Annotated in this window: 16 protein-coding genes; 7 read left to right on the top strand and 9 right to left on the bottom strand. The window is 44.3% G+C overall.

Annotated features, from left to right (window positions below):
* Window positions 1-17: 17 nt before the first annotated feature.
* A complete protein-coding gene (locus tag O6P32_RS10800; protein WP_269878492.1) occupies window positions 18-320 on the top strand; it encodes a GNAT family N-acetyltransferase in 303 nt (100 codons plus the stop codon).
* A gap of 73 nt (window positions 321-393) precedes the next feature.
* Here the strand turns inward: O6P32_RS10800 and O6P32_RS10795 are convergent, their stop codons facing one another.
* From O6P32_RS10795 to O6P32_RS10760, 8 genes are all read right to left on the bottom strand, one after another.
* On the bottom strand, window positions 394-843 hold the full coding sequence (locus O6P32_RS10795) for a putative signal transducing protein (protein ID WP_178265609.1): 450 nt from the start codon (window positions 841-843) through the stop codon (window positions 394-396).
* Entirely contained in the window at window positions 840-2,975 is a 2,136-nt protein-coding gene (locus O6P32_RS10790) for a cation:proton antiporter domain-containing protein (RefSeq protein ID WP_269878490.1), read from the bottom strand. Before O6P32_RS10790 ends, O6P32_RS10795 begins: the two co-directional genes overlap by 4 nt.
* Window positions 2,976-3,368: 393 nt before the next feature.
* Window positions 3,369-4,499: an AMP-binding protein gene (locus O6P32_RS10785; RefSeq protein ID WP_408636063.1), complete on the bottom strand. Its 1,131-nt coding sequence runs from the start codon at window positions 4,497-4,499 to the stop codon at window positions 3,369-3,371.
* Window positions 4,496-5,551, bottom strand: a complete 1,056-nt coding sequence (gene menC / locus O6P32_RS10780; RefSeq protein WP_269878489.1) for an o-succinylbenzoate synthase — start codon at window positions 5,549-5,551, stop codon at window positions 4,496-4,498. The genes O6P32_RS10785 and menC overlap by 4 nt, the downstream gene beginning before the upstream one ends.
* Before the next feature lie 71 nt (window positions 5,552-5,622).
* Window positions 5,623-6,447 carry a 1,4-dihydroxy-2-naphthoyl-CoA synthase gene (gene menB / locus O6P32_RS10775; RefSeq protein ID WP_178265606.1) on the bottom strand — a complete coding sequence of 275 codons (825 nt, stop codon included), beginning with the start codon at window positions 6,445-6,447 and terminating at the stop codon, window positions 5,623-5,625.
* A 13-nt stretch (window positions 6,448-6,460) separates the two neighbouring features.
* Window positions 6,461-8,131: a 2-succinyl-5-enolpyruvyl-6-hydroxy-3-cyclohexene-1-carboxylic-acid synthase gene (menD, locus tag O6P32_RS10770; RefSeq protein ID WP_269878488.1), complete on the bottom strand. Its 1,671-nt coding sequence runs from the start codon at window positions 8,129-8,131 to the stop codon at window positions 6,461-6,463.
* A gap of 19 nt (window positions 8,132-8,150) precedes the next feature.
* The gene (locus O6P32_RS10765; protein WP_269878487.1) at window positions 8,151-9,272 is read right to left on the bottom strand and encodes an isochorismate synthase; all 1,122 of its coding nucleotides are present in this window, start codon (window positions 9,270-9,272) and stop codon (window positions 8,151-8,153) included.
* Entirely contained in the window at window positions 9,269-9,688 is a 420-nt protein-coding gene (locus tag O6P32_RS10760) for a PaaI family thioesterase (protein ID WP_269878486.1), read from the bottom strand. The genes O6P32_RS10765 and O6P32_RS10760 overlap by 4 nt, the downstream gene beginning before the upstream one ends.
* A 143-nt stretch (window positions 9,689-9,831) precedes the next feature.
* Between O6P32_RS10760 and O6P32_RS10755 the strand changes: the two genes are divergently transcribed.
* The 6 genes from O6P32_RS10755 to O6P32_RS10730 all read left to right on the top strand — a co-directional run bounded on the left by O6P32_RS10755 (window position 9,832) and on the right by O6P32_RS10730 (window position 17,174).
* Window positions 9,832-11,181 carry an MATE family efflux transporter gene (locus O6P32_RS10755; protein WP_269878528.1) on the top strand — a complete coding sequence of 450 codons (1,350 nt, stop codon included), beginning with the start codon at window positions 9,832-9,834 and terminating at the stop codon, window positions 11,179-11,181.
* A 37-nt stretch (window positions 11,182-11,218) separates the two neighbouring features.
* Window positions 11,219-11,797 (top strand): Crp/Fnr family transcriptional regulator, encoded by a 579-nt coding sequence (locus O6P32_RS10750; protein ID WP_269878485.1) that lies wholly within the window; start codon window positions 11,219-11,221, stop codon window positions 11,795-11,797.
* 93 nt (window positions 11,798-11,890) lie between these two features.
* The gene (locus O6P32_RS10745; protein ID WP_178265602.1) at window positions 11,891-13,219 is read left to right on the top strand and encodes an alpha-L-fucosidase; all 1,329 of its coding nucleotides are present in this window, start codon (window positions 11,891-11,893) and stop codon (window positions 13,217-13,219) included.
* A 157-nt stretch (window positions 13,220-13,376) separates the two neighbouring features.
* A complete protein-coding gene (locus O6P32_RS10740) occupies window positions 13,377-14,603 on the top strand; it encodes a hypothetical protein (protein ID WP_269878483.1) in 1,227 nt (408 codons plus the stop codon).
* 439 nt (window positions 14,604-15,042) lie between these two features.
* Entirely contained in the window at window positions 15,043-16,080 is a 1,038-nt protein-coding gene (locus tag O6P32_RS10735; RefSeq protein ID WP_269878481.1) for a S41 family peptidase, read from the top strand.
* Window positions 16,077-17,174: a DUF4932 domain-containing protein gene (locus O6P32_RS10730; RefSeq protein WP_269878480.1), complete on the top strand. Its 1,098-nt coding sequence runs from the start codon at window positions 16,077-16,079 to the stop codon at window positions 17,172-17,174. The genes O6P32_RS10735 and O6P32_RS10730 overlap by 4 nt, the downstream gene beginning before the upstream one ends.
* Window positions 17,175-17,246: 72 nt before the next feature.
* Here O6P32_RS10730 and O6P32_RS10725 read toward each other — a convergent pair whose 3' ends face one another.
* Window positions 17,247-17,612, bottom strand: coding sequence for a YbaN family protein (locus O6P32_RS10725; protein ID WP_269878479.1), 366 nt, complete (start codon window positions 17,610-17,612; stop codon window positions 17,247-17,249).
* Window positions 17,613-17,883 lie beyond the last annotated feature (271 nt).

Genomic DNA, 17,883 nt, shown 5'->3' with positions numbered 1-17,883 from the left:
ACTTAATATTGACTGTAATGGAAATTATGCACGATGAAAGCCGGAATCAGTTCCGGATGGAGGCTGAGGGCCTGGTGGCTCATGTAGCTTATGAGATAACAGACGGAGGGTTGGACATCCGTCATACGATTGTGCCGAAACCGCTGGAAGGAAGAGGGATTGCTTCTGCACTCGTGAAAGCTGCTTACGATTATGCGAAAGAGCATGGATTGAAACCGGTTGCTACTTGTGCGTATGCCGTAGCATGGCTGCAAAGACATCCTGAGTATAATGGGGAGATAGGAAAGGACTATTGCGAAGGAGGTTCGTGCGCGCTGTAGTTGATTTGTGATTTTTGTATAGAATAGAAAAAGCGTTTTAGCCTTACAGAAGTGGACTAAAACGCTTTTATTATTATAAGGATTCGGAAGAAGATTCCCGGTTGTCATTATTGCTTTTCCTGGATACAGGCCGGTCGAAATGCTTTCCGCACTTTTTGCAGATATATTCCCAATGTTCGGTTCCGGGAGGTGCTCCGGAGAGCAGTCCTAAAATAACTGCAAAGATGGCACGGGTGCGGTGGGCCTGATTCAGTACAAACTTGATTTGGTCGGAATGACAGTATGGACAGTACTTTAATTGCTCTCCTATCATCTGGTTTCTCTCGAGAAGGGCAAAGGCTTCTTCATACTGCTCTTCGGCTACAAAAATGTCTACTCCGGATATGGGACTGATGTATCCTCTCAATACTCCGGAGGTATTGTCGTTTTGCAGGATGCTGTCAATTCCTTCGTTTTTCAAGGCACCTTGTATAAGATGGGCCTGAAAAGAATCGTTGCAGGTGATTAGCCGGACTGTTTTCATTGCTTCTGCTTTGATGTTTTTAATAAATGCCGTAAGACTGTACCTATCGTGGTATTCTGGAATCGGTTCAGCTTGTCAGCACGTTCATCGACACTTTCGAACAGAGGTTCTGCATCTTTTTCAGACAAAATACCGTTGGATATCAGTTGGCGTATTTGGCGGCGTTCGTTGCTCAGGAGCATACGGATGGATTTCTGGGTGAGGGCGTGTCGGTAGGCTCTCGGGAAACTTTCTGCCAGTTCATTGATCAGGCTTTCCATCTCTTGTATGTTGTGGCTGACTTCCTGTCGCAATGTATCCAGTACGTGTTTCTGCTCTTTGGACAAGAGATCGGAGGTCTGCAGTTCTTCGAGCAGTTTTAAATCTTCTTTTTGTATGATGATAAATCCTCGGCCTAGGTCGTAGATGGAAGCAATCCGTTCGCGGAAATAGAAACTCATGGTGTCTTGCAGGAACGAACGCTTGCGCAACTTGTTCAAGATAGCTGTGCGATGACAGTATCTGAAGATAGAGTTCCGGTAGTTGAGCGGATAGGTTCCGTCGTGGTCGTACAATTCGTCCAATGAGTTCATCAGACGGCGGAAGCTCATGGGCTTGATGATGCCTTCGTCGTAGATGGTACGGCAGGTTGCTTTCTCTCTGTCGAGTACGCGCAGACGTATTTCGGTCAGTACGGCATGAGTCCCGGGAGTGTGTGGAGGTTCTTGGGGCACTTCAGTCAGGTATTTGCTGACTTTCTTCCAGTTGGAACCGGCTAATGCTTCCCGTTTTTCCAGTCGTTCCAGATATTTTTCTGAGTTTTCACGGATGGAGCTTTTTATTCCGTAATCCATCATCAGTCTTGCCGAAGGTACTTGGATGAGGCCCAGCTTGTTGAGCAGCCAGCGGGTAGTGGTAGCGTTGACGCAGAGGGTCAGGGTCACAATTCCGGCAGTAAAGAACAAAATCTGGCTGCGTATGTCTTCGGGAATAGCCGGTGTATACGATACCATCAGCGCCAGTGTCATACCCAATGCACCGCGTAGTCCGCCCCAGGTAAGAATGACTGATTCACGCTTGCTGAGTCCGTAACCCATCCGTTTCATGAGCGGATAGAGCAGCATAATCATAGCGAACCGGAAGAGGTTGAGGCAGACATAGATAAGCAGCAGGATGGCAAACGAGCTCCAGGAGAAGTCTACTTTTTCTGCGATGACAATACCTACAAGGATAAATATCAGTGTATTGGCAATGTAGGTAAGCAGTTCCCAGAAGCTTTCCATGAATGTGTTGACCTGTGGTTTGAGTCGCGGTTTTCCTACATAGGTAATGGTAAGGCCGAATACCAGCAGGGCAATGACTCCCGACACACCTAAATAATACTGGGAAAGTATAAAGGTGAGGTAGGCCGAAAGGATGATGACACTGTTTTGTATCATCTCTTCGGAATTGATACGGGTAATGAACCAGAGTACAATGCGTGCCAAGAGGAAGCCTAACACGGTACTGATGCTGACTACTTGGATAAATTCGAGGACGGGAGAAGCGGAAGCGCTGTTACCTGTTCCGGCGTATGCACCAAAGAACAGCATGAAACATACGATACCGGTACCGTCGTTGAGAAGGGATTCTGCATCGACCAGGGTAGAGAAACGCTTGCTGGTTTTCAGTTCATGCAGCAGGGCAACTACGGCTACAGGGTCGGTGGCACTGATCAGGGCACCGAACATCAGGGCAAAGGGCCAGGTCCAGGAACCGAATCCGGGAACAACATGACCGACTGTTACCAGCAGTGCTCCGGTGAGCAGCATACAGATGATGAGTCCGGGTACGGCCAGTAAGGTGGCGTTGGCCAGCGTCTTTTTGAAGATATGCAGATTGAGCTCGTAGGCTGCATCGAAAATCAGGATGGGTAGAAACAAGTATAAAATAAGGTCCGGATGGATATTGGCTACAGAATCGACGGCTTCTGTCAGATTGGGCCAGAAATCGAACACACCTGTACGGTTGAGAAGACCTAAAGCCAGACCAATGGCAAACAGGCCTACTGTATAAGGGATACGACTATGTTTAAGCAGAGACTTGAGTAAGGCTCCGATTACTAACCCGCCAATGGTGAGCAGGAGTGGAATAAGGAAAGAAACGTCTTCCATAGTTGTTCTGTTTGGAATTTATACTAACTAATTTAATTTCAGTTTCGCAAGCACCACTTACAGGTGGTATGTAAACGGGTTGACAGGGGTTTGAGTAATCGGTCAAGTAGACTCGTAGCATCATACATCATGTGTGAGCCTTGTGAACTTGTCGGCCGAAACCTTGTCAAGCAGGGCAATGGGTTTGTGAAAACTTCAATGATTTAAAATTAACAAAAAAGATTGAATTATGTTTGAATTTGTGCCTAAAATTAATGGAAGAGTCTTGGTCTATACGAATCATTGCCAGTCCTTTTAAGTAAGGATTACAGTTTCTCCTTGAAAGTACTCTACTTTTTTCGGGGAAAAACTGTACTCCTTATCAGAAAGGACTGGTAGAGGAGCAGGTTGTAGCTAACCCGGAATCTGGGTTAATGAGGCTATTTTGCGGGCTGTAGCACGGTCGGGTTTTCCGCTTCCCGTCAAGGGAAGTTGGGGCAGGCAGATAATCTGCTTGGGTCTCCAGTAGGGAGGTAATTGCCGGAAGGCTTCGTGCAGGTTTTCTTCTGTCACCGGATTTTCCGATTGTACCAGAAGAACGATGCGCTCGCCAAACTTACTGTCGGGGGCAGCCGTGATTTGAAATGCGAAAGGCAGCAGAGGCTTCAGCCGGGCTTCTACCTGCTCAATCTGGACTTTTACTCCACCTGTATTGATGGTATTGTCTTTTCGGCCTAAAATACGGAACTGTCCCTGCGGGTTGAACTCCACAATGTCGTTGGTCACGAGCCGGATGGGACTGACCAGAGGAGCATCGATAATCAGTGTCTGGTCTGCAGACAGTGTGAGAGATACATTCGAAAAGGGAGTGTACCATTCGGATGCTTCCGGACCATTGAGACGGCGCAAGGCTATGTGCGACAAGGTTTCGGTCATGCCGTATGTGCTCCATACTGCGTGCGGAAAGGAGTGCAGTTGTTTTCCCAGTTCCTCGTCGACAGCTCCGCCACCGATGATAAGGTGGCGGATACGAGACAGTTTTTCTGCTTCTTCGGGCACTTGCAGCGAGTTGAATACCTGCATGGGAATCATGGCCGAGAAGACCGGAGCCTGCGAGAGCGGCTGCATAGGATGGCCGCAGGGAGCAACGGGGATAAGATTCAGTCCTCCTACCAGGGCACGGACAACAACCATCTTTCCTGCAATGTACTGCAAAGGCATGCAGAGCATGGCAGTATCTTCTTCCCGGAGGTGAAGAAACGAAAGCGTAAGCATGGCACTGTTCATCATGCGCTGCTTTTCTACCCGGAGTTGTTTGGGAGTTCCGGTAGAGCCGGAAGTATGTACCCGAAGGGTGTCGGAGCCGTCGAACCATTCGGCAAGGAAGTCGGCTATCTGGACATGAAAGCTGTCTGCTCCGTATTCTTGGCGAAAATGGTTTTGTAAGCGGCTTGGCATCCCGTCGGACGGAGTGGCATCGGTACAAGTGTATCGCACTCCGTCGATGGTTATGCTTTGCCGGGAAATATCTGTGTGGAAATTCATTGTTGTAACCATTGTTTTAAGTCGGGTTCTGCTTCTTCCGGATGATACCACAGGCAGTCTCCCTGGATGTGCAGCGGATAGTCTACATTATCGGTAAAAAGAAGTCCGGTGCCCAATCCTTGCGGCAGTGAGGGCTGTAAGGTAGCACACCATTGGGCAATGGCATTGAGTCCGATGTTCGACTCCAGTGCCGAAGTCACCCACGAACCGATGCCGCGTTTGGCAGCCAGTGTAATCCATTCCTGAGAACCTTGAATACCTCCGTGAAGCGAGGGTTTCAGAATGATGTATTGCGGGCGGATGGTATCCAGCAATTCTATCTTGCGTTCTCTTTCGTTTATACCAATCAGTTCCTCGTCGAGCGCAATGGGGAATGGAGTGGTGGCACAAAGCTGTTTCATGGCTTGCCATTGTCCGGCACGGATAGGCTGTTCGATAGAATGCAACTGGAATTCATTCAGCTGCTCCAGCTTGCGGGGGGCATCTTCCGGAGAAAAAGCTCCGTTGGCATCTACACGCAGCTCAATCTGTTCGGGAGAAAAATGCTTGCGGATGTGTGAAAGAAGTTCCAGTTCCCGTTCAAAGTCGATGGCTCCGATTTTCAGTTTGATGCATCGGAATCCGGCTTTCATCTTTTCTTCAATCCGCTGGTACATCTCGTCGAAGTTGCCCATCCAGATCAGTCCGTTGATGGGGATTCCCTGCCGGCCTTCGGAGAAAGGAGTGGCCCATAACTGCAGACTTCCTGCATGAAGATGCTGTATGGCTGTTTCCAGACCAAAAAGCATGGAGGGATAAGGGCGCAGCGCTTCGTAGTCGATGCATCCGTTACGCTCTACCTCACGGCAGTGGGCCTGCAGGATTTCTTCGTATTCCGGAAGGTCATCGCAACTGAGAGCCGGGAGAGGAGCACATTCGCCTACTCCATATCGTCCGCTGACGGTGTCTGTCAGCAATAGATACCATACACGGCGGGTTGTATAAATACCGCGCGAAGTGCCTGCCGGCTGTTTGAAATGCAGGGTGCGCGGAATGATTTGCAATTGATACATGGGCGTAATTATATTTTCGGCACTTGAACGGACTGATAAAAATCGGTCTGCTCAAGTGCCGGATCAGTAAATTAGGGGAATTTAGGATATTTGCTCCAGTCGGGCTTGCGTTTTTCGAGGAACGCTTTTCCACCTTCCTGAGCTTCTTCTGTCATGTAATACAGCATGGTGGCATCACCGGCCAGTTCCTGTATTCCGGCCTGTCCGTCCAGTTCGGCATTCAGACCGGCTTTAATCATACGCAGTGCGAGCGGACTGTGCTGCATCATGGTTTCTGCCCATTCTACCACTTCGTCTTCCAGCTGGTCGAAAGGAACTACCTTGTTTACTAGTCCCATGTCGAGTGCTTCCTGTGCAGAATACTGACGGCAGAGGAACCAGATTTCGCGTGCCTTTTTCTGTCCTACGATACGAGCCAGATAAGAAGAACCGAAACCTGCATCGAAACTACCTACACGCGGTCCGGTCTGACCGAAGATGGCATTTTCGGAAGCAATAGTCAGGTCGCACACTACATGCAATACGTGTCCGCCACCAATGGCGTATCCGTTTACCATGGCAATAACCGGCTTCGGGATAGAGCGGATTTGTTTCTGTACATCCAGCACATTCAGGCGAGGTACACCGTCGGTTCCTACATAACCTCCGTGTCCTTTTACGTGCATGTCGCCACCGGAACAGAAGGCTTTGTCGCCGGCTCCGGTCAGTACCACTACATTGATGTCCTGACACTCGCGGCAGTAGTACAGCGCATCGCTGATTTCAGTCGTAGTAGTTGGAGTGAATGCGTTGCGGTAGCGGGGACGATTGATGGTAATCTTGGCTATGCCATTATAAAACTCGAAAAGAATATCCTGGTATTCTTTGATGGTTTTCCATTCTCTTTGTTGTGACATATGTATCGGGTTTTTATGATTCTTTTTTCAGATTATGATAATATTCCTTCAGCATCTCAATGTCCAGATTCTTGTCTGTAAATACTTCCAGAAGCATCGGACGGTTGGTGACAGAGGCTTGGGTAAAGACGGTTACAGCTGCATTCAGTTCTTCGCTGTTGCGAGCGGAAAGGTATTCGAATCCCCGGTCTTCTGCCCAGGCTTTTGCTGTGGTACAGTGAGTGGCTGTTACGAAGCGGCGGGCATTCTCATGCAGTTCCAGTCCCGGAAGCGCATGGAAGATTTCCCCTCCCTCGTTGTTGAGCAAGAGGATGCGTATGTTGGCTCCGTAGTTGGAATTCCACAGCGCATTCATGTCGTAGAAGAAACTCAGGTCGCCGATGAACAGATAGTTCAGTTTGTCGGAAGCCGTGGCATATCCCAATGCAGTAGAAAGTGAACCTTCTATACCGTTGGTACCCCGGTTGGACAGAATTTCCACGTTGGCCGGAATATCGAACAGTTGTGCATAGCGCACTACAGAACTGTTGGCAAGATGCAGGCTACAGGGAGCCGGCAGGTTTTTGATGACTGCACCGATGGTGCTCATTTCCGAATAGTCGAACTGTGCCTGTGGAATGGCCTTTGAAAGTGCTTCCCATTGGCGCGGATATTCCGGTGTGCGGTTTTCCATCATGGGAGCAATCTTTTCGAGGAACTCGAACGGATCCATTTCGATGACGGTGGTCAGTGAACCATAGAGGTCGACCACTTCGCCGTCGGGAGCAATGTGCCAATGTTCTACCGGCGGATGACGGCGCAGGAACTTCTTCAACCGTTTGGAGATGATGTGTCCTCCGTAGGTGATAAGCAATTCCGGACGCATTTTCTGCTGTGTCTCAAAGTTCATGGAGCAAAGCAGCGGTTCGATGTTGCGGATAGGTACTCCCGGCACAGTCTGGTTGCTGATGTTTTCCGTAAACCAGGCAAAATGCTTGTACAACATCTTGGTATATCGTTTGTCGAACAGATAAATCAGATTCATTTGTCCTACTACTGCCATGCGTCGCTGATAGCGGTTCAGACGGTCTATCAGTGGCTGATAGTCTTTATCGTATACACTCAGTCCCTGATAGCGGGTAATGACTCTTACCTCCGGCAGTTCCGTAACCGGAAGCTTGAAGAACGGTTCGCTGATGGGCACATTGATATGCACTGGTCCTTTTCCGTGATGATTCAGTTCCAGCAGTGCTTCATTAATCAGACGGTTGCAGTACCATTCGCTCTCTTCGCTATCCACTTCGGGCAGGTCGACCGACTTTTTGACCAACGAACCGAATACCCCGGGTTGAGGTAAGGTCTGTCCGTCCATTTGTCCGATCCATGCCGCAGGACGGTCGGCTGAGATAACGACCAAAGGTACCTGTTGATAAAACGCTTCTGCTACTGCAGGGTGAAGATTGAGCAATGCAGTTCCCGAAGTACAGCATACGGCAGCCGGAGTTCCCCCGTGCAAAGCCAGTCCCAGTGCAAAGAATCCGGCACTTCGCTCGTCGGTCATCGGATAGCAGGTAAAGTCCGGTATATTGGCTAGTGTCTGTACGATAGGAATATTTCGGCTACCCGGGCAAAGCACAACTTTGCGAATACCGTGTGCTTTCAGCAAGGCAACCAGTTGAAGGATACTTTTCTTGTCTGTATACATAAGTACAGTAATTTCAGGGTTATAAAATATGACGCATGGTATTCATCTTCTGTTGTGTTTCCTCCCATTCGGAGTCGGCAACAGATGAGGGGAGGATACCTCCTCCGGCATAGAATGTAATCTGTTTGTCTTCTATTTTCATACAACGCAGATTGACATACAGGGTTGTATGGCCTTCAGGCTCGAGCCATCCGATGATGCCGGAATAATAGCTGCGGTCGTAATGTTCGTTTTCCAAAATAAAATCGTAGGCGGGTTGTTTGGGAAGTCCGCATACAGCCGGAGTGGGATGTAAGGTCTTAAGCAAATCACCCAGATGACCGGTTTCTTTCAGACTGAAATGGAAATCGGTCTTCAGGTGTACCACATGTCCTGCACGTGCTGTATAAGGCCCTTTTTCGGTAACCTGAGAGCCGAACTGCTTGACGCACTTCCGGATATATTCACTTACAAAAGCCTGTTCTTCCTGATTTTTCGTACTCCATTCAGTAGGAATACTTTCTCCCTGCATAGGCATAGTACCGGCTAATGATACCGTATGCCACAGTTTCTCTTGTCCGCTAAGAATGATTTCGGGAGTACTTCCAATCCATGTACCTGTCTGTGGGGTATGGCAGAGTGAAATCATCATACGCGGATAACTGTTGCAGGCACGTACAAAAGCAGCAAGAGGAGAGAATCCTTCGGGAACAGGCTGTGTACAATGGCGTGACAGCACCAGTTTTTTGAAAGTCTTTTGCTGCAACGGAGCAATGAACCGTGCAAAGGCTTCTTCGTAATGCTGTTTGTTTTCTTCCGGTGTATCCATGCAAATTGCGGAATCCGTTCCGTTTTGTATCGCTACATCAGAAGCTTGTGGAAATATATGGCACAGCTCCTGGATAATCTGTTCCCATTCGTGTGCCACGATATCCGGTCGGATCAGGACAATCGGATGGCTCTCTGTCCGATGAAAAGGAGCCAGCACAAACCCTTTCTTCCCGTTAAGTTCACTTAAGTCATCAAACGCTTCTGCTTCTCCCTCTTTCTGGAGTACAAGAATCGGTTCATCTGTCCAGGGAAGGCGGTACAGTGCAAAACTTGTCGCACTTTGTGCAAGCCGGTCGAACAGTTTCTGAATATGAGATTCGGGTAAAATCATAATCGCTTCTTTACAATTTGATTGACAATACGGGCAGTGGATACCAATCTTCCTTCAGGGTCGGTTATATCCACATTCCAGATATGAGAGGTACGTCCCCGGTGAATCAGGCGTCCTGTGGCCTCTACATAACTGCCTATACGGACCATTCTTACATGATTGGCACTGACTTGTATACCGCATGGCATTTGGTCGGGACTGCAGAGGGGTACCGAGCCGTGTCCGGCTACAATCTCGGCAAGTGCCAGTGAAGCTCCACCGTTCAGAATACCGAAGGGTTGGCAGGTACGTGCATCAACCGGCATGGTTGCTTTTACATATCCTTCTTGTACAGTCTGGAATTTAATTCCCAGATGAGCACCCATTGAGTCCGACAGATCAGGAAGTTTGTAAGTGGTTTCTAAGTCTGTTGGCATAGTTGTCTATTCTTTAGTTTATTTATGCAAAGGTACACAATTCGTGGAAGAAAGAAAATATATAAATTACCAAATGTTAATCTTTAAGTCTTCCCTTTGCCGTATCTTCGCAGCCGCAAAACAGAAAATAAAGAGCTATGAAAATGAAAGATGAAATTGATTTTGGAACAATGGAAGTATCGACACTTTTCCGGAAGTTGCTGATACCTACTGTACTGGGGATGATATTTTCGGCTATCTTCATCATCACAGATGGAATTTTTGTAGGAAAAGGAATCGGCAGTGATGCACTGGCAGCAGTCAACATAACGGCTCCTTTGTTTCTTGTCAATACCGGTATTGGTCTGATGTTTGGTATCGGTGCATCGGTAGTGGCCTCCATTCATTTGTCGCACGGTAAGGTAAAGGTTGCGCGCATCAATGTGACACAGGCTGTAGTTGTATCCTCTTTATTGGTGATTGCTTATATATTATTTATATTGCTGAATGCAGAGAAAGTGGCTCTCTGGCTAGGAAGTTCGCCGCGTCTTCTCCCTCTGGCCATAGAATATATGCATTGGTTTGTACCCTTTCTGGCATTCAGTACCTTGCTGAGTTCCGGAATGTTCTTCCTGCGTCTGGACGGTTCACCCAACTATGCCATGGTGTGTAATGTGATTCCTGCGCTGATTAATATCGGGCTGGACTATTATTTTATCTTTGAATTGGGATGGGGGATGTTTGGAGCAGCTCTGGCAACCAGCTTGGGATACATTGTTGGTGCGTTGATGATTCTGGTTTATCTGTTTCAGCCTCGTCATGAACTTCATTTCTGCAAGATAAAATGGAGTATGAAAAGCCTCAGACTCACCATTCGAAACGTAGGGTATATGTGTCGTCTGGGCGCTTCTAGTTTTTTATGCGAAGCAGCCATTGCTACGATGATGTTTGCCGGAAACTATGTATTCATCCGTTATTTGGGCGAAGATGGAGTTGCTGCATACAGCATAGCATGTTACTTTTTCCCTATCGTATTTATGGTATACAATGCTGTCGCACAATCGGCACAGCCCATTCTCAGTTATAATTACGGAGTAGGCCATCGTGACAGAGTACGGGCTGCTTTCCGTCTGGCACTGATTACAGTCGTCTCCTGCGGACTGCTGGTCTTTATACTGACTCTTTTGTTCGCACACCCTATTACGGAAATGTTTATTTCCTCCGAATATCCCGCTCATCATATAGCAGCCGAAGGTCTCCCTCTGTTTGCTTCCGGTTTTGTATTCTTTGGAATCAACATTGTGTCCATCGGTTATTTTCAGAGTGTGGAGCGCGACCGTCCGGCAATGGCTATTACCTTGCTGAGAGGGTTTGTGCTGGTGCTGATTTGCTTTGCAGTTCTTCCTCTGTGTTGGGGAGTACCCGGTATCTGGCTGGCTGTTCCGGTATCGGAGTTGCTGACTTTTCTGTTTGTCCTGACAATTTATTGCCGGGGTATACAGAAAACTCACTGAATAAGGCTATTTTTGTTCCGAATAAAGTAGGAAAGCAATGGAAGATTTCGTAGCACTGTTTTGTCGCAAATATCAGTGGCCTGTACAGATGGTAATGATGCTGATGGAAAAAATGGAAAGAGTGGTATACACCCGTGGTGAGTGCCTGGTAAGAGAAGGGGAGTTGAATACCGATTTCCATTTGATAGCCGAAGGTATCTGGAGAGGGCATTATCTGCGCGATGGAGTCGACCTTTCCGTATGGTTTGCTTCTCGGGGGGAAGCGTTGTTTTCTACATGGGGATACGTAGCAGGACGTCCTGCCAGAGTGACGATTGAAGCCATGAGCACAAGTACCATTTACCGGATTCCAAAGGCAAAGTTGGAAGCTTTCTTCTCTTCGTCTGTAGAGTGTGCCAATTTGGGCAGACGACTCTTTGAACACGATTTTATGACTTTTGAGGAGGAATTGATAAATGGTGGTGCTACACAGGCCAAGGAACGCTATCTGGCTCTGCTGGAGAGAAATCCCCAGCTTCTTCAGCATGTACCGTTGAAGCACATTGCTTCCTATCTGTATGTCACACCTCAGTCGTTAAGCCGCATCCGGTCGGAGTTGGTGAAAAACAAAAAGTAAAACTTGTGGCTTTGATTGTTGGAAGATTTTGTATGAATCTTTACATTTGTGTCCGATATTCTAAAATATACAATTTTTTATTCTATGGAAACTATGAAAACACGTACATCTCGTTGTTTGTGGGGAATGTGTCTTGGTACTTTCTTGGGCGTTTCTTCCCTGTTTGCACAAAACGAAAGCGCTGTATATCAGCCTGCACCGGAGAATCTGCAGGCGCGCGAAGTCTTTAAGGACAATAAGTTCGGTATTTTCCTGCATTGGGGTATCTACAGTATGTTCGGTCAGGGCGAATGGTATATGCAGAACGAAAACATCGACTGCCATGAATATGCCAAAGCTGCTTCCGGATTTTATCCTGCAAAATTTAATGCACACGACTGGGTAGCTGCAATCAAGGATGCCGGTGCGAAATATATCTGTATTACTACCCGTCATCATGATGGATTTTCGATGTTCGATACCCGTTATTCTGATTATGATATTGTAGATGCTACTCCTTTCAAACGTGATATTCTGAAAGAGTTGGCAGACGAGTGCCACAAGCAGGGTATCAAACTGCATTTGTATTATTCGCATCTGGACTGGACCAGAGAAGATTATTATCCGCTGGGAAGAACCGGACATGGTACTGGACGTACCGGACATGGAGAGTGGAAAACATATTATCAGTTCATGAATAATCAGCTCACCGAATTGCTGACAAATTACGGTGAAATTGGAGCTATCTGGTTCGATGGTTGGTGGGATCACGATATACACCCGGATTTTGATTGGGGACTGGATGAGCAGTATGCACTGATTCACCGTCTGCAGCCGGCTTGTCTGATAGGTAACAATCATCATCAGACTCCGTTTGAAGGTGAGGATTTTCAGATGTTCGAGCGCGATTTGCCAGGTGAAAACAAGGCGGGGCTTTCCGGTCAGGCAATTGGCTCTTTACCATTGGAAACATGCGAAACCATGAATGGTATGTGGGGATACCGTGTAAAAGACCAGAATTATAAGTCTGTTCCTACGTTGATTCGTTTGCTGGTACGTGCGGCTGGTAAGGGAGCTAACCTTTTGATGAATATCGGCCCGCAGCCGAACGGGGAATTACCGGCAGTAGCTGTAGAGCGTCTGAAAGGAATGGGAGAATGGATGAAGAAATATGGAGAGACTGTGTATGGAACAGAAGCAGGTGATGTGATGACTGCCGATTGGGGTACGACTACCCGAAAGGGAAATACTCTATATGTACATATTCTTTCTGACAAGATGCCCAAGTTGATTACGCTCCCCTTAAATGACAAGGTAACCGATGCCTATCTGTTCGATTCCGGTGAAAAAGTAAGCCGTGAAACCGTCAAGGGAGGTATCGTACTGCATACAGCTTCGCTTACTCCGGATACAGACCGTATCGTGGTGCTGAAATTGAAGTAAAACGGGGGCGCTGCTTCCTTGTAATAAGATGAAGTAAAAATGCTTGAAAGCCATTTCCAGAGGAAGTCTTCTTTTGGAGATGGCTTTTTCTGAAATTATGAGATAAAACTGAAGAATATAAGCCGCCTATTGTTTTAATGCCATAAAAAATACAACTATGAATAAATTTTTTCCGCTTTGGTCAATCGTATTATTTTATTGCGGTACAATTGCTGCACAATCAATAAGCATTGATTATAATAACCCATTATGGGCGTTTGATTATATGCGCGAAGCATGGAAAAACAATATGGATTTTTGGGAAACGGAGCATAAAATACAATTTGATAGTACTCATGTAAAAACAGAGTTTCGTGACTATTACGGACAGGCATTAATGACGGTTCAAACTTTCAATGGCAGAATATTAGAAAAAGACAGAACAAATTTTCTTTTTCGTAGTCCTATACAAAAACTCAGGCAAAGTGAAATGTTGAGTGATACAATTCATCCGGAAAATGCTAACGAATTTATTTTGAAGAATGTTTTGGACGAGAAGATAATCATGTTCAATGAAGCGCATCTATATCCGCAACATCGCACTTTTATCAACTCTTTGTTGAAGGATTTATATGACAATGGTTACAGACATCTTTTTATGGAAGCTTTATCTCCTGAATATACAGATATTACTTATCCGGAAAGAGAAATGGGTATCTATACCAATGAACCATGTATGGCAAACCTTGTAAGAAATGCTGTTCAGACAGGTTTCAAATTACATGCTTATGACGGTTATGCATATAAAAACAGAGATTCTGTATCGGCAGAAAATATATACAAAGTTGTCCAAGATAATCCTCAGGATAAATTCTTGATCATATGCGGATTTGATCACAATAATGAAAACCGCTCTCAATCACTTGCTTCTTATCTCGACAAAATAGCTCAGATAAATCCTTTTACCATTGATCTGACCGTTTATTCAGAACCTGAATCAAGTAACTATTATAATGAACTTATAGATTATTATCACATCAAAGTTCCTACTGTACTGACAGATACAAACAACAAGCCATTGAACATGAAAAATTCATCCGGAAGAGACCTTTATGTGTTTTTTCCGCATACTGAGTATGTCCACGGCTATCCACAATGGATGATAAATCAAAGAGAGAATAAATTTGACTCATTGAAATTCTCTGATTATGATGTTGCAAAAGTATATATAAAAGAAGAACTTGTGCATGTCAAATCTCCAATTCCATATTCTTTTAAATATGGAAATAGTGATAACACTATACTTGTTCCTTTAAAGGATTATATCATCAGGTTTTATAAACTAAAAGATGGAAGGTTGGATTTTGTTGGAAGTTATGATAGGAATACTATTATCTCACACTAGAAATGTTCAAATGAATATAGTACTTTGAAAAAAACTGCTTTAAGAATGATTAGTTTATTGATTGTCATTGTTACGAATTACTGAAATTATTCACTATATAGGAGACATTAATATGAAAAGTTTTATTTTACTTCTATTTATAGCTATATTCAGCAAGTTAAGAAATAGTATTAACCTGATGAATGACAGAATGAATAGAAGATATATAATATATTGCTTACTTTTTTTGCTTTTATGTAATGCCTCTTTTGGGCAAAAATTAAGTTCTGCCCAGCAAATATCTGATTTTGATACTTTATGTACAAACCTGGAATGTGTACACCCGGATCTTTATTTCTATCAGTCAAGAAAAGAATATGAAAACAATAAAGCACAGATTAAGGCTTCACTGACTGATTCTATCAGCATATCCGACTTTTATCTGAAAATAGCTCCTTTTATGGCAAAGATAAAGGATGGACATAGCATGATGCTGCCACCTATTACCAAGACCCTTATTGCTTACGCAAAGAAAGATGGTAATACCATGCCATTGAGAATAAAAGCATCTGGAGATTTCTTTATTGTAGAATATCCAGTGATTGATAATTCCGGAGTTTGTGAAGGTGATACGATTCTCGGTATAAACGGTATCCGTTCAAAAGATATACTTGAACGGATGTATAGCCTTTGGGGCTCGGAGAAAGGTAATGGCATAAAAGAAGGCAGTGTAAACGCCTATTGGTCTCCATTGTTATGGTACATGTACAGATGGGGCGAGTCGTATGATTTTACGGTAAAACGTGGAGATAAAATGGAAGAGATACGTATGGAAGGAGTTCCGCAAAGTGTGGCCTTAAAGGTCATTAAGGAAAGACAATCTAAGAAAAAACTTGAAAGTTTCAGTTGCAGTTTCTCCTCCGATTTTACAAAGGCAACTCTCACTATTCGCAATGTATTTCAAGATGCTGAATTAAAGGCATTTTGTGATTCAGTTTTTAAGGAAATACATCGTAGAAAAATAAAGGATATAACCATTGATTTACGAAATAATACAGGCGGTTCAAGTAAGTGTGTGGAAAGGCTTATTTCCTATTTCCCACATCCAGACTATTCGTTATATTCGGAAAGCCAGTTAAAGGTTAGTTCATATTCTAAAATCTATAATAGAGGCAGACATCCGGAGATTTACAGTCAAATCTGCAATTTGCCGGACAGAGAACTTTTTGTGATAAAAGATATTCCCGTCAAGAGTAATTTGAAAGAAGTTAATCTGTATCATGGTAAAACAACTATTCTGGTAAATAACAAAACTTATTCCGGGGCTTCTACTTTGGCTCATACGATGAAGAAGTTAGGCATTGCAAGTGTGGAAGGAGAAACAGGATGCCCTGATGTATATTTCGGTAACTCTCTACATTTTACATTGCCAAATTCCAAGATAGATTATTATATTAGTCTTTCTAAATTTTACGAATCAACACAGTTGACAAAATGAAAAAAAGTCTTTTAATTTTTGCCTTGTTTATTGCATGTTTTTGTGTAAAGGCACAGTCTGTAATTCCGCAGGTAAATGAAAATGTGGAACTGATGAGTATCTTGTCCCGTATAGCCGGATTTCCTGAATATAAGATGGATATGGCAGGTCAATATATAAAAGACATAGATTGTTATTTTAAGGATAATACAGAACATCCAGCTGTACAGTATATGCAAGAGCTTCGGAATAAGTATAGAATTTCTTTTGATGCAGTCATGTCGATGGCTATACATTTAGATAACCGTAATGGCATACTTTCATTAATAGAGGAAGATATCCCTACATTAGAGAAAAGATGGAAAGATGTGGATAAGAGTGAATTTCTGTCTTATCTCAATAATTTTTATAAAGACTCTAAATTCAATGAGTTTTTCAATGCCCATAAAGACTTTTATACAAAAGGTATTGAGTCTTATCAGGATAATGTTATTAATCATTTTGATATAAACTGGTATGCCGATTTTTATGGCAATGAACCTCAAGAAAGTTTTTCTGTGATAATCGGATTCTGTAATGGTGGCGGAAACTATGGTGTAAATAGACAACTGACAGGCAAAATGAAGGAAGTTTTTGCCATTGTTGGTTATTATGTAGATAAAAAAGATATGCCAATGTATAGCAAGGAATATCTGCCTACACTAATTCATGAATTTAACCATTCTTTTATCAATCATTATTTGGATGAAAACAAATATCCAGAATATGTAAGGCAAATGGAAGTTGCAGCAACAGATTTGTTTAGGTCGTCACAATGGAGTATGTCAAGACAGGCTTACAATAACTGGAAAACAATGGTAAATGAATCACTTGTCCGTGCTGCAGTTATCTGTTATATGTTGGATAAGAAATACAAACCGGAAGAAATAAAAAACGAATTGCTAGAACAAGTGCAACGAAATTTCAGATGGATGCCGGAATTGGTCAGCCTGCTAAGAAAATACGAAAAGGAGCAATCAAAATATGGTAACTTTGAAAATTTCTATCCGAATGTGATAGACTTCTTCAAAGTATATGCTAAGAAGGAAAATGAAAGATGTGATGTGATTGGATGAAAGAATGAGTCCTCTATAAAATGAGTTCTTATCAGAGAAATATAAAAGATAAGACGCATCGGAAAGTTGCATTTATCTTTTTGTCTTGAACGAGAGCAGATAGCAGGTGACACCGATGGCGATGAGCCCCAACAGGAGTTTCATCCAGCATGCGGGAAGCAGGAAGAAGATGCAATGCAGACAAGTAATCCACAATAATGAAATAGACAGGATTTTAGCTCGCAAAGGAATGGAACGCTCTTCTCTGAAATTGCGGATATAGGGTCCCAATTGTTTATGGTTGAGCAGCCATCGGTACAAACGTGGAGAACCTTGGAAAAATAAGGCGGCTGAAAGAAGCAGGAAAGGGGTAGTAGGCAGCAGAGGGATAAATATTCCGATAATCCCTAAAGTCAGAAAAACGATGCCTGATGTAATGCAGAGGTATCTTTTAATCATGATTTCCTGTGTTGCTTCTTTCCTGTTTTGTTCTGAATAATTGTAGAAGTGCAAAAATAGAGATTTATTCGGGATAATAGATGCAGTTGCGGGTTAAATCAGAATCCCGATATAAATAAAAGTAAGAACCTGCTGTATATAGAAGGGCTGAACTATACAGGTGAATAGCTTTATCCGACGACGTCGTTTCTATAATCGACGTCGTTGATTGTAAAAACGGCGGTGCCGGTTGTGTAGCCGACGTCGCCGATTGCAGTTCAGTTCAAATTTT

Source organism: Phocaeicola acetigenes, from assembly GCF_027529745.1.
GTDB classification, from domain to species: domain Bacteria; phylum Bacteroidota; class Bacteroidia; order Bacteroidales; family Bacteroidaceae; genus Phocaeicola; species Phocaeicola acetigenes.
This window is presented reverse-complemented; position numbering and strand designations above follow the sequence as displayed.

Bases quoted from the DNA above. Each gene is read 5' to 3' on its own strand.
- O6P32_RS10800 (WP_269878492.1), top strand. From the start codon at position 18: ATGGAAATTATGCACGATGAAAGCCGGAATCAGTTCCGGATGGAGGCT.
- O6P32_RS10795 (WP_178265609.1), bottom strand. From the start codon at position 843: ATGAAAACAGTCCGGCTAATCACCTGCAACGATTCTTTTCAGGCCCAT.
- O6P32_RS10790 (WP_269878490.1), bottom strand. From the start codon at position 2,975: ATGGAAGACGTTTCTTTCCTTATTCCACTCCTGCTCACCATTGGCGGG.
- O6P32_RS10785 (WP_408636063.1), bottom strand. From the start codon at position 4,499: ATGAATTTCCACACAGATATTTCCCGGCAAAGCATAACCATCGACGGA.
- menC (WP_269878489.1), bottom strand. From the start codon at position 5,551: ATGTATCAATTGCAAATCATTCCGCGCACCCTGCATTTCAAACAGCCG.
- menB (WP_178265606.1), bottom strand. From the start codon at position 6,447: ATGTCACAACAAAGAGAATGGAAAACCATCAAAGAATACCAGGATATT.
- menD (WP_269878488.1), bottom strand. From the start codon at position 8,131: ATGTATACAGACAAGAAAAGTATCCTTCAACTGGTTGCCTTGCTGAAA.
- O6P32_RS10765 (WP_269878487.1), bottom strand. From the start codon at position 9,272: ATGATTTTACCCGAATCTCATATTCAGAAACTGTTCGACCGGCTTGCA.
- O6P32_RS10760 (WP_269878486.1), bottom strand. From the start codon at position 9,688: ATGCCAACAGACTTAGAAACCACTTACAAACTTCCTGATCTGTCGGAC.
- O6P32_RS10755 (WP_269878528.1), top strand. From the start codon at position 9,832: ATGAAAGATGAAATTGATTTTGGAACAATGGAAGTATCGACACTTTTC.
- O6P32_RS10750 (WP_269878485.1), top strand. From the start codon at position 11,219: ATGGAAGATTTCGTAGCACTGTTTTGTCGCAAATATCAGTGGCCTGTA.
- O6P32_RS10745 (WP_178265602.1), top strand. From the start codon at position 11,891: ATGAAAACACGTACATCTCGTTGTTTGTGGGGAATGTGTCTTGGTACT.
- O6P32_RS10740 (WP_269878483.1), top strand. From the start codon at position 13,377: ATGAATAAATTTTTTCCGCTTTGGTCAATCGTATTATTTTATTGCGGT.
- O6P32_RS10735 (WP_269878481.1), top strand. From the start codon at position 15,043: ATGGCAAAGATAAAGGATGGACATAGCATGATGCTGCCACCTATTACC.
- O6P32_RS10730 (WP_269878480.1), top strand. From the start codon at position 16,077: ATGAAAAAAAGTCTTTTAATTTTTGCCTTGTTTATTGCATGTTTTTGT.
- O6P32_RS10725 (WP_269878479.1), bottom strand. From the start codon at position 17,612: ATGATTAAAAGATACCTCTGCATTACATCAGGCATCGTTTTTCTGACT.